The sequence below is a fragment of the Evansella cellulosilytica DSM 2522 genome (assembly GCF_000177235.2).
In the GTDB taxonomy this organism is placed as follows: domain Bacteria; phylum Bacillota; class Bacilli; order Bacillales; family Salisediminibacteriaceae; genus Evansella; species Evansella cellulosilytica.
This window is the reverse complement of the sequence record NC_014829.1, coordinates 18869-31704: the sequence shown is the minus strand read 5'-3', so window position 1 is coordinate 31704 and position 12836 is coordinate 18869. Positions and strand designations below refer to the sequence as shown.

Genomic DNA, 12836 nt, shown 5'->3' with positions numbered 1-12836 from the left:
GTGCACGGCACATACCGTGCACTGTTTTCACCTTATTACGACATTAGTTTTATTCTGCTAATTCCCATAAATAAGAATCAGTGTAAATACCTGCAGGGTACTCTTTTACATTTTGTAACGCTGCATTGTAAGCATAAATATTATCATTTGAATACAAGAATACTTGTGGAACTTGCTCAGACATATGAGCTGCCCAATCAGAATACGCTTGTTTTCTATAGTCTTGGTCAAATGCTTCTGGTGCTTGGATACCTGCTCTGATTAACTCATCACTTACAGGATCATTCCAACGAGTGTAGTTATATGGTGCAGTTGATAACCATAGTGCAGATGGATCTGGGTCAGCTGCCGATAAACTCCATCCAGCTAAATATAAATCCCAATCGTGATCATCTTCCTCAACTAAGTCGAAGTGAGGACCAGCTTCACGTGGCTGTCTTAAGTTAACTTTAATACCTACAGCTTCTAAGTCTTCTTGAATAATCGGTGCAGAACGCTCACGAATTTGGTTACCAGTAGGGTAGTCAAGATTTAATACCCACTCGTTTCCGTCTGGATCTTCACGGAATCCGTCACCAGTTACATCAACGTATCCAGCTTCATCTAATAATGCTTCTGCAGTTTCAGGGCTATACTCATAAGGGTTTACAGCACTTTCGTCAAATGCCCAAGATGCTTCTGGGAAGTTTGCATTTAACACTGTACCCATTCCGTGTAATAAACCTTCTACAATACCTTCACGATCAATTGCATAAACGACTGCTTGACGTACACGTACATCAGCTACTTTTTCATTTTCAATCCAGTTATCTGGGTCAATAACTCCGTTTTCTACATCCTCAGATGTTCTGTGGTGTAATTTAAAGCCCATATATTGATATCCAAAATCTTGGAACACATAAGTGTTAATATGATCTAACGCATCAACTGAACCAAAGTCTGCTGGCGGAACACCATTAGGTGCAGCGATCATATCGATATCACCATTTCCAAGTAAACCTGGCATTACTGACTGCTCGATAACTCTCCAAGTAATACTAGCAAGACCTGGCTCACCTTTCCAGTAGTCATCATAAGCTGTTAAAACGTATTGCTCTCCTTCAAGCATATCTGTTAATTGGAAAGGACCAGTACCGATGATTTCACCTGCATTTCTAGATGCAGAGTAATCAGGCATTTCTAAAACTGGAACATCGCCAAATACGTGCTCAGGAACGATAATAAATGCAGCATCAAAAACAGCGTTAATGTTTGTATCTGTATAAGTAAATTTAACTGTAAGTGGGTCTATAGCTTCAACTGACTCAAGGTCAGATACGTAGTTTGTACGTACACCACCTGCAGCAACATAATCCTCATCCATTAGTGTTTCATAAGTGAATACAACGTCAGCAGAAGTAAATGGTTCACCATCATGCCAAGTCACACCATCATTTAAAGTAAATGTAATTTCAGTGTAATCGTCGTTAATTTCCCAGCTCTCTGCTAAAGATGGCTCCCAATCTAGGTTTTCATCTAATCTAGCTAGTGCTTCATGTGTGAAATCTAAGATATTTGCTTCATATGCATCAGAATAAAATAATGGGTTAAACTGATGCCCAGGAGCAGAATACATACCTGCTACAATTGAGCCTCTCTCACCAGAATCTTCTGTAGCATCGTCTCCATTTTCATCTACCTCTTCTGTTTCATCATCAACATCTCCACCTGCTTCATCGTCGCTTCCGCAAGCTGCTATTACTAGCATGAATGCTAAAGATACAATTAGCATAAGCCAAAATTTACTGAATTTCATTGTTCATTTACCCCCTTAGTTTGTTGGAAAATTCTAAAAATAATAATTATGCAAGATTACGGTTCCCTTTCCCGCCCTCACCTCCTTAAAAGTGATTGTTTTAACCTACTTTTCTGTTGTATATAAGTGGCAAGCCACATACTGCCCATTACCTTGTTCAGTTAACTCTGGTAATTCTACCTTACATCGATCATGGACCTCTGGACATCTCGTATGGAAAGGACAACCTGAAGGTGGATTCGAAGGACTTGGCAACTCACCTTTTAACGTAATCTTCTCACGTTTCCTTTGTACATCTGGAATTGGTACTGCAGATAAAAGCGCCTGTGTATAAGGATGCAACGGTTTTGCAAACAAATCATCCTTAGGTGAAATTTCAGCGATTTTCCCTAAATACATAACAGCTATCCGGTCACTTATGTGCTTAACAACACTTAGATCATGCGCAATAAATAAATAAGTCAAATTAAAGTCATCTTGTAAATCTTCCATTAAATTCAATACTTGAGATTGTACTGACACGTCTAATGCAGAAACGGGTTCATCACCAATAATGAGCTTTGGATTTAATGTTAATGATCTTGCAATACCAATCCTTTGCCTTTGTCCTCCTGAAAACTCATGTGGGTATTTATTTCTCGCTTCAGGTGGCAACCCTACTTTTTCAAGTAAATCTAGCACTTTTTCTTTTCTCTCCGCACTATTTAAGATTTTCTGAACGATCATTGGCTCTTCAATGATTTCGCCAACGCTCATTCTCGGATTAAGTGAAGCAAAGGGATCTTGGAAAACCATTTGCATATCTTTTCGGTAAGGCCTCATTTTGCGATTACTAAGTTTGGAAATATCATCTCCTTCAAAAATGATGTTTCCTTCTGTTGGATCTAATAGTCGCAAAATTGTTCTACCTAAAGTAGATTTACCAGATCCGGACTCACCTACAATTCCTAATGTTTCCCCTTTATATAAATCAAAAGAGACATCGTCTACAGCTTTTACATGACCGATCGTTCGCTGCAGAACACCACCTTTTATAGGAAAATATTTTTTTAGATTTTGTACTTCTAGTAATTTTTCTCTCTCAGCCAACTAAGACCCCTCCTTAATCCTCATAGAGATAACATCTGACTTTATGATTAGCTTCCGTCTCTAAGAGATCAGGATTTGCTTCATTGCATTTGTCCATAACATGTTTACATCTTTGAGCAAATCGACAACCCTTTGGAAAACGATGTGCAGGTAAAACCGAACCTGGAATTGATTCTAGTCTTTCTACATCTGAATCTATATTTGGAATACTAGCTAATAGACCATTTGTATAAGGATGCTTTGGATTAGTAAATAACTCTTGAACCGTTGCTTCCTCAACAACCTGACCACCATACATAACTAATACTCTATCTGATACTTCTGCTACTACGCCTAAATCGTGTGTAATAAGTAGTATGGAAGACTCAAACTTTTCTTTCATTTCAACCATTAAATCTAGGATTTGTGCTTGTATCGTAACATCTAACGCTGTTGTTGGTTCATCTGCAATAAGTAGTTTTGGATCACACGACATTGCTATTGCAATCATGACTCGTTGTCTCATACCACCTGACAATTGATGCGGGTACTCATGAACAATTTCTTCAGCTCTAGCAAAACCAACAAGCTTTAGCAGATCAATAGACTTCTTTAATGCTTCCTTCTTCTTCATTTTCTTATGTTTCATTAGTGTTTCAGAGATTTGATTACCAATCGTAAAAACAGGATTTAATGAAGTCATCGGTTCTTGGAATATCATTCCAATGTCATTCCCTCTAACTTTTCTCATTTCTTTATCAGAGAGCTTTAATAGATCTTTTCCATCAAGCTCAATAGATCCTTCTACGATTTTTCCAGGAGGTGATGGAATTAACCTCATAATAGATAATGAAGTAATACTTTTTCCACTTCCTGATTCACCTACTATTGCAAGAGTTTCACCCTTTTTTACAGAGAAGTCTACACCATCTACAGCTTTGGCAACTTTATTACCTTCCATGTAAAAGTATGTTTTTAAACCCTTTACCTCTAAAAGTTGTTGTTCGTTTGTTTTTTGCTTAACTTCACTTTTAAGATCTTGCTCTTGCATTCTGCCACCCCATTTATTCTCAAAATCATCTGAAAATTTTATATTCGGAAAATACTTTTAATTTTCTTTGATAATTTATACATTAATGAGTAATTGAAATTTTATTTTACAATCTCTCACTAGTATTCAGTGATTTTTCTCTCAGTTTTATAAAAAATAATTTACCATAGAATAAATAATAAGTATATAGTTTTCTAAAAATTATTTCTTTTTAAAAAACTTCGCAATCCGAAACTTTCTGAAAACTTTTAATATTTATTCATTGGTATTGTACTATTTTTAAATAATACACGTTATTTATGCATTTATATTCATTTTTACTTATAAAAAATGAATATAAATAAATCAAAATTGTCAGAATTTCTCACAGAGATTTTTTAAAGTCTTTTGACAAAAGGTTTTTACCTTTTTTCATTATCTATTTTTCTATAATAGTAGACATTTTTTTGAAAGCGTTTACTTTTTGTTATGTATTTCACATGCAAAAAAAACAGTCTCACTATAAAATATAGTTTGACTGTTTTTTTATTATTATTTTGAAATTACTTCTTTTCCACCCATATATGGTTTTAATACGTCTGGTATTTTTACACTCCCATCTGGTTGCTGATAGTTTTCTAAAATTGCAGCAACTGTACGACCGATCGCTAATCCAGAACCATTTAATGTATGAACAAACTCTGCTTTTCCTTTAATATCACGCTTAAATCGGATATTCGCTCGTCTTGCTTGAAATGCCTCAAAGTTACTACAAGAAGAAATTTCACGATAAGCATTATTACTAGGGATCCATACTTCTATGTCATACTTTTTAGCTGCAGTAAATCCTAAATCACCTGTACACATGTTTAATACACGATATGGTAGTTTTAATAGTTGTAGAACCTTTTCTGCTTGAGATGTTAATTGTTCTAATTGCTCATATGATTCCTCTGGCTTTACAAAACGCACAAGCTCCACTTTATTAAACTGGTGCTGTCGGATAAGCCCTCTTGTATCTCTTCCAGCAGATCCTGCTTCAGATCTAAAACAAGCACTAAATGCCGTATACGCTTTTGGGAGTTCTTCAGCCTGCATAATTTCATCACGATGTAGATTCGTTACTGGCACCTCAGCTGTCGGTATTAAGAAATACTCTTCTTCACGGATTTTAAATGCATCCTCTTCAAACTTTGGCAATTGTCCGGTCCCGGTCATACTATCTCTGTTGACCATATAAGGAGGTAATATTTCTTCATAGCCATGTTCATCTTGGTGTAAATCCATCATAAAATTAATTAATGCTCTTTCTAAACGAGCACCTAACCCTTTATAAAAAACAAATCTACTTCCCGTCACTTTTGCGGCTCTCTCAAAATCAAGAATTCCTAAATTAGTAGCGATATCCCAATGTGCTTGATGTTCAAAATCAAACGCTGGTACCTCTCCCCATTTTCTAACTTCCTCATTTTCATCCTCAGTTGCACCAATTGGGGCACTTTCATGAGGTATATTTGGAATGGAGAGTAATATTTGTGACAATGTGCTATCTACTTCTCTTAGCTTGTCATCTAACTCCTTTACCTTTGTTGATACATCCTTCATTTCCTTAATTAAGTCATCTGCATTCTTTTTTTCTCTTTTTAACTGAGATATTTCTTGCGAGACCGTATTTCTCCTATTTTTTAAATCTTCTACTTCCTGAATAAGCTGTCTACGTGTCTCATCTAATTCACCAAAGCGATCTAACTCAGATATATCCTCATTGCGATGCTCTAGCTTTGCCTTCACTTCATCAAAACTAGAACGAAGTAGTTTTACATCCAACATTTGTAAATTCCTCCTTAAAATTTATGTAAAAATATAAAAAACTCCCGTCCCCATATAAGGGACGAGAGTTAACCCGCGTTGCCACCCTAGTTAAAGTATATATCATATACCTTCACTTTAAATCGGATAACGGCCGATTACCGAAATTGCCTACTAGTTGTTCAACAATTTGCTCTAGGATGGATTCACAAATATGTCCTACCGATTCACAGCACCCATCGGCTCTCTGAAAGCACAGTACTTGTTACTATTTCCTGTCATCACTCGTATATGATAAAATGTATTACTTATTTTAACCGAACTTACAAAAGATAATCAAGTAGGAACAACAATATTTCTCACCATATTAACGAAGTATTGATGCATACGAACATCGTCCGTTAATTCTGGATGATAGGAGCAAGCCAGAAATGGGCCTTGTCTAGCTGCCACAATTTCGCCTTCGTACTCAGCAAGTACTTCGACATCTTTACCTACTTCAACAATAATTGGTGCACGAATGAATACACCTTGTACATCATCGCCAATGCCTTTTACCTTTAATAAAGCCTCGAAACTTTCACGCTGTCTACCAAATGCATTTCTTTCCACTTTCATATCCATTAATGCAATATGTGGTTCTGCATGTCCAACAAGCTCTTTAGCCATAAGGATAGCACCTGCACAAGTTCCGAAAATAGGCTTTCCATTTTTACCGAAATCTTTTAGTGGCTCATAAAAACCATATTTATTTATAAGCCTTCGCATCGTTGTGCTTTCGCCACCAGGGAAAACAAGGCCATCTATATCCTCTAACTGTTCTACTTTTTTTACGATAACAACATTGACATCATTAGCTTCAATAGCCTGTACATGCTCTCTTACTGCCCCTTGTAGGGCTAAAACTCCTATGTTTATCATGGTGTGTTACTCCTCTCCATGCAATATCAGATCAGAAATTACCAACCACGCTCTTGCATACGATCTTTTTGTTCTAAAGTAGAAATTTCAATTCCCTTCATAGCTGTTCCTAAATTTTTCGAAAGTTCAGCAATGAGCGCATAGTCTTCGTAATGTGTTGTTGCTTCTACAATTGCTCTTGCAAACTTAGCTGGGTTATCGGACTTGAATATACCAGAACCAACAAATACACCATCAGCACCTAGTTGCATCATTAATGCAGCATCAGCAGGAGTCGCTACTCCACCAGCAGCAAAGTTAACTACAGGGAGCTTACCATTTTCTTTAATGTTTAATAGTACTTCAAATGGAGAACCTGTATTTTTAGCATATGTCATAATTTCGTCTACTGACATGTTAATTACTTCTTTAATTTGAGACTGCATCATACGCATATGACGTACAGCTTCTACGATATTCCCTGTACCAGGCTCACCTTTTGTACGAATCATCGATGCACCTTCTGCAATTCTACGAGAAGCTTCACCAATATCACGCGCACCACATACGAACGGTACTGTGTAGTCACGCTTATATAAATGATATACTTCATCTGCAGGTGTTAAAACTTCACTTTCATCAATGTAGTCTACACCCATAGCTTCTAATACACGTGCTTCAACAATATGACCAATACGTGCTTTTGCCATTACTGGAATTGTCACTGCATTTTGTACTTCTTCAACAATTGTAGGGTCAGCCATCCGTGCAACTCCTCCAGCAGCACGGATATCAGAAGGAACACGTTCTAGTGCCATTACTGCCACTGCGCCAGCTTCTTCTGCAATTTTAGCTTGTTCTGCATTAACAACGTCCATAATAACGCCGCCTTTTTGCATTTCAGCCATACCACGTTTTACTCGATCAGTACCAACTTGCTTTTCCATTATATAAATCCCCCTTAGGTATTCTTTTGGATGTTTTATGAATATCCAATATAATTTTGATTCCTTACTTATTATAACGTTAATTTCTAGTATTTCGATAGGAATCTTCACTGATTAGCAAAAATTTTCGATTTTTTATTGCATACATGTTTTATTTTATTCCAATTATAAGAAAAATAAAGATGATTGTTATAATAAAAATTTTTTCGTAATGTCTTAGATATTCTTCCTATATTTCTACCTTTTAAAAAAAGTGGAGAATGTCTCCACTTTCATCCTTATTCAGAACCGCCACCTAACGCGTTAACAATTGAATTCCATAAGCCTGAAAAGAAGTCTCCTATCCCTCTCATCGTTAATGAAAACCAACCAGCTTTTTCTACAGCTTCATTCGTTACGATGTCTACTGTTCGTGCAGAAGCTCCATTACCAAGTAAATATTCTTCCTCACCATCACCGACATATTCAACAACCAATTGACCGATGACAGTATTAGCTTCTATCGGCGCTATTAAACGACCTTCACTGTCAAAAAGTTCATCATCTTCATTAAATACAACAGAGTATTGATAAGATTCCTCATCGTTTCGATGAACGAATGCCGATACTGCATCTGTTGTTGAGATACTAACTACATCTTCTTTTCCTTTTACAACAGGGATTTCTTCAAATCCTTCAATTGTCATATTCTCAGGATATAACTCAACTCTTGAGAAGTTATTAAAACCATATTCCATTAACTTTCTCGTTTCATCATACCTTGCTAAATCGTCTTCGGGTCTTGATGTTAAAGGTCGAGGTAACCCCATAACAACAGTAATTAAACGTCGACCATTTTTTACTGCAGTTCCTGTAAAACATGCTCCAGCAGCAGTTGTAGTACCTGTTTTTAATCCATCAGCGTACTCGTAAAAATGACCTCGTCCCTCAAGCATCTTATTCCAGTTTGGCATGACAATCGCATCTTCCGTACCCTCTTTAAAAGTCATCTCTGGAATACTTGCCGTTTCTAACACCTCAGGATAATCATTTAATAAGTGGTATGCCAACGTTGCTGTTGCTCTTGCAGACATAAAGTTATCATCATCGATTTCTGTTCCACTTGGCCGATTTTCCAATAAAACTGAGTTCGGTAATCCGGTAGAGTTAACAAATTGAAAATCTCCTAAATTTGCTTCCGCAATCTCATTAAGGTTAGATATTCCATGTTTTTCTCCTTCTTCTCGGAGAAGATTCCCCATCCCGAGTTCCTTCCCCTTTTCATTCATCATCTCAACAAAGCTTCCTTCTGAACCTGCTATATGCTCAGCTACAGCCATCATCGAAGCATTAGCAGAGTATATTGCTATCGACTCATATAATTCTCTAACAGTATAATCCTCATCTTTACGTAATGGTACGTTAGAAAGATTGATTTGTTTCGATAAATCATTCACTAAATAGTCATTAATATAGACGATATCGTCCCAAGAAATATCCCCTTTTTCAATAGATTCATGAATTAAATATATACTCATCATTTTTACCATACTTGCTGGAGGTAATGGTTGATCAATATTTCGTCCATAAAGAATCTTTCCTGTATCAGCGTCAACTAATATACCAGTCTCTAACAAGTCTGACTCATAGTCTGCCTTTGTCGTTGTTACTCCAGTAAGTAAACTCGTAAATGTAAATATAATTAGTAGACCTATCATACCCATTCTTTTCAACAACATTACCCTCTCCTATCAACCTCGATTTATTAAATATTTATTGATTTAACTTTTCAATCTAGTATTTTTTTTTGATATGAACAAACGTCATTTTACCATATAAATATAAAAAAAAATAGATAGGGAGTGACCCTATCTATTGGAAATTTATTGTTGTTTATTCCCATTAAAGAGAATAGTTAGGAGCTTCCTTCGTAATTTGGACATCATGTGGATGGCTCTCTTTTAATCCCGCATTTGTAATTCTAACAAATTTTGATTCATCTCTTAGTACCACTAGATCCTTCGTGCCACAATAGCCCATTCCTGCTCGTACACCACCTACAAGCTGATGTATCGTATCCTTTAAAGGCCCCTTAAATGGCGTACGACCTTCAATTCCCTCAGGAACTAACTTTTGATTTCCTTCTTGGAAATACCTATCCTTACTCCCTTTTTCCATTGCACCTAACGACCCCATACCTCTGTATACTTTAAATTGGCGACCTTGGAAAATCTCAGTTTCTCCAGGGCTTTCTGAAACGCCAGCGAGTAGACTACCTAACATGACAGTATGAGCACCGGCAGCTAATGCTTTTACGATATCACCTGAATATTTTATACCTCCATCAGCAATGATAGGAATACCATGTTTACGCGCTTCTGTTGCACAGTCATATACTGCTGTCATTTGAGGTACGCCAATTCCTGCAACAATACGTGTTGTACAGATAGATCCAGGTCCAATACCTACTTTAATAATATTTGCACCTGCTTCAATTAAATCTCTTGTTGCTTCAGCAGTTGCAACATTTCCTGCAATAATATTGAGGTCAGGATACTTATTTCTTACTTCGCGAACTTTATTTAATACACCTTGCGAATGTCCGTGTGCTGTATCAATAACTAAAACATCGATTCCTGCATTTACTAGCGCATCCGTTCTTGTATCGGAATCTCCACCGACGCCTACAGCAGCACCTACAACAAGTCGTCCTTGTGTATCTTTTGCTGAATTAGGGAACTCAATGGCTTTTTCAATATCTTTAATTGTAATGAGGCCTTTTAACACACCGTTATCATCGACAAGTGGGAGTTTTTCTATTTTATACTTTTGTAACACCTTTTGCGCTTCAGCTAATGTCGTACCAACTGGTGCAGTTACTAATCCTTCTTTTGTCATAACATCTTTAATTGGGATAGAGTAATCTTCAATGAATCGTAAATCTCTATTAGTAATGATACCGACTAACTTCTGATTTTCATCTGCTATTGGTACACCTGAAATACGATATTTCGACATTAAGTGCTCTGCATCAAATACTTGGTGATTTTCTGATAAGAAAAATGGATTTGTAATAACACCACTTTCTGATCTTTTAACACGGTCAACTTGTTCTGCTTGTTCTTCAATCGACATATTTTTATGAATGATACCTAGTCCGCCTTCACGTGCAATAGCAATAGCCATCTTTGCTTCTGTTACAGTATCCATTCCAGCACTAATAATTGGAATATTTAATTGAAGTGTATCAGATAGCTTAGTTTTTACACTAACATCCTTTGGAAGTACCTCTGATCTAGCCGGAACTAATAGAACATCATCAAAGGTTAATCCTTCCTTTGCAAATTTATTCTCCCACATACCGTATTCCCCTTTCAATTTCTTCGCAAAATATTATTAGTAGCTTATCAAGAGGACAAACTACTGTCAAGGTAGGGGAAAATGTCTTATTTATTTGAATACACAAACTATTCGCAATTTTATTGGAGTGATAATCAATGTATAATGACATTTCATTTATAACGTTATTTAAATCGGTTGAATATGTAAAAAAATATTTATATGAACGATATAAAGAAGCTGGGTTTTCATCCCCCAAAGAGTTAGCATTTCAAAATAGCTATTCTTTTGTATATTATATTGAACTTGGTCAATCTTATTTTGAACAAGGAAAAAAAGCACCCTTATCCATAAAGCCTGTACTATTTTTTTACGGACTAAGCCATTGGCTAAAAGGAGCATTACTTACTATTGATCCAAATTACCCTGCAACAACGCAAGTGTTAGCACACGGTGTCTCGACAAGAAAACGAAAGAAACAAGGATACAGATTTCTAACAGATGAAATAAAAATACAAAAGGAAGGCTTTTATCCATATGTATCAAAATCACTGTTTAACATAAAAGAGCTAACAGGGGAAAAATATAAAATGCGTCATTTAATCATGTCGATCCCTGAATTAGCTTTTTTAATTGAAAAGTTTGAAGGAGAATCGATTTTAATACAAGTTAATAAAGTTCAAAATAAAGTTTATGCCCCATTAAGTTTGCTTAAAAAAATGAAAATAACACCTAGAAGATTTGAGTTAATGATAAAAGAAAAAACAAATACTATTGTGCAATGTATTGAAAAGGAGGAAAATCTGATTATTTCATATAGCGGTAACAACGATAAAAACAATTTTCCTCTATATTATAATTTAAATGATAAGAAATACTATTTACCATCTGTCCCTCATTTGTATTTGAAAATACCGGAAATACTTTCTCATTTCTTATTATTATACAATTTAAGTATGATTTGCCGTTATGAAACAGAGTGGTGGGGTGAACTACTTTATTCCTTCTCATCAAATGATCGTCCATATATACAATCCTTTTTAGATTGCACAGAACGAAAGACCCCTTATTTAATGGAGTCGTTGTTTAAGGCGAAGTGAATTGGTTTGGAGTCAGAAATTGAGTTGGAGTTAAAGTTGTTAAATGAGTGTTGGTGAGCGGAATTGGTGATATAGTTTTTTTCTCAATAATTATTGCTATTGGTAGTAGTGATCTCTATGGGAGCAGTGCTTTTGTTAGTTGGCCTTCGTTAGGTGAGGGTTCGGGGGTTCGGGGGTTCGGGGGTCGGGCTGTTTTGATTGCCTATGTTGACCTTCGTTGAGTGAGGATTGGTTTTGGGGGCGGCATGCTTGGGTATGATGACCTTCGTTGAGTGCTGGTTTGGTTTTGGGGCAGCATTGCTTGCTTTTGGTGACCTTTGTTGAGTGCGGGTTTGGTTTTGGGGTGGCATTGGCTTACTATGATTACCTTCGTTGAGTGGTGGTTTAGTTTTGGGGTAGTATTGCTTGCTTATGATTACCTTTGTTGGGTGCGGTTTGGTTTTTGGGGTAGCATTGGCTTACTATGATTACCTTCGTTGAGTGTGAGTTGGCTTTTGGGGCAGCATTGGCCGCCTATGATTACCTTCGTTAGGTGAGTTTTTGTTTTTGGGGTAGCATTGGCTTACTATGATTACCTTCGTTGAGTGCGGTTTGGTTTTTGGGGTAGCATTGGCTTACTATGATTACCTTCGTTGAGTGCGGTTTGGTTTTTGGGGTAGCATTGGCTTACTATGATTACCTTCGTTGAGTGCGGGGTTGGTTTTGGGGTAGCATTGGCTTACTATGATTACCTTCGTTGAGTGCGGGGTTGGTTTTGGGGTAGCATTGCTTGATTATGATTACCTTCGTTGAGTGCGGGGTTGGTTTTGGGGTAGCATTGCTTGATTATGATGACCTTCGTTGAGTGCGGGGTTGGTTTTGGGGTAGCA

At 36.7% G+C, this 12836-nt stretch carries 9 protein-coding genes and 1 other annotated feature; of the genes, 1 reads left to right on the top strand and 8 read right to left on the bottom strand.

What is annotated here, in order from left to right; genetic code table 11:
- Positions 1–49 precede the first annotated feature (49 nt).
- The 8 genes from BCELL_RS00110 to guaB all read right to left on the bottom strand — a co-directional run bounded on the left by BCELL_RS00110 (position 50) and on the right by guaB (position 10888).
- The gene (locus BCELL_RS00110) at positions 50–1795 is read right to left on the bottom strand and encodes an ABC transporter substrate-binding protein (protein ID WP_013486653.1); all 1746 of its coding nucleotides are present in this window, start codon (positions 1793–1795) and stop codon (positions 50–52) included.
- A 105-nt stretch (positions 1796–1900) separates the two neighbouring features.
- Complete coding sequence (locus BCELL_RS00105) at positions 1901–2884, bottom strand: ABC transporter ATP-binding protein (RefSeq protein WP_013486652.1); 984 nt, start codon at positions 2882–2884, stop codon at positions 1901–1903.
- 13 nt (positions 2885–2897) lie between these two features.
- A complete protein-coding gene (locus BCELL_RS00100) occupies positions 2898–3914 on the bottom strand; it encodes an ABC transporter ATP-binding protein (protein ID WP_013486651.1) in 1017 nt (338 codons plus the stop codon).
- A 531-nt stretch (positions 3915–4445) separates the two neighbouring features.
- Positions 4446–5723, bottom strand: coding sequence for a serine--tRNA ligase (serS, locus tag BCELL_RS00095; protein ID WP_013486650.1), 1278 nt, complete (start codon positions 5721–5723; stop codon positions 4446–4448).
- A gap of 54 nt (positions 5724–5777) precedes the next feature.
- Positions 5778–5993 (bottom strand) — a binding site (T-box leader).
- Positions 5994–6038: 45 nt separating this feature from the next.
- Positions 6039–6623, bottom strand: a complete 585-nt coding sequence (pdxT, locus tag BCELL_RS00090; RefSeq protein WP_013486649.1) for a pyridoxal 5'-phosphate synthase glutaminase subunit PdxT — start codon at positions 6621–6623, stop codon at positions 6039–6041.
- Positions 6624–6661: 38 nt separating this feature from the next.
- Positions 6662–7549: a pyridoxal 5'-phosphate synthase lyase subunit PdxS gene (gene pdxS / locus BCELL_RS00085; RefSeq protein ID WP_013486648.1), complete on the bottom strand. Its 888-nt coding sequence runs from the start codon at positions 7547–7549 to the stop codon at positions 6662–6664.
- A gap of 278 nt (positions 7550–7827) precedes the next feature.
- On the bottom strand, positions 7828–9267 hold the full coding sequence (locus BCELL_RS00080) for a D-alanyl-D-alanine carboxypeptidase family protein (protein WP_013486647.1): 1440 nt from the start codon (positions 9265–9267) through the stop codon (positions 7828–7830).
- Positions 9268–9430: 163 nt separating this feature from the next.
- On the bottom strand, positions 9431–10888 hold the full coding sequence (guaB, locus tag BCELL_RS00075; protein ID WP_013486646.1) for an IMP dehydrogenase: 1458 nt from the start codon (positions 10886–10888) through the stop codon (positions 9431–9433).
- Positions 10889–11025: 137 nt separating this feature from the next.
- Between guaB and BCELL_RS00070 the strand changes: the two genes are divergently transcribed.
- The gene (locus BCELL_RS00070) at positions 11026–11967 is read left to right on the top strand and encodes a YaaC family protein (protein ID WP_013486645.1); all 942 of its coding nucleotides are present in this window, start codon (positions 11026–11028) and stop codon (positions 11965–11967) included.
- Positions 11968–12836 lie beyond the last annotated feature (869 nt).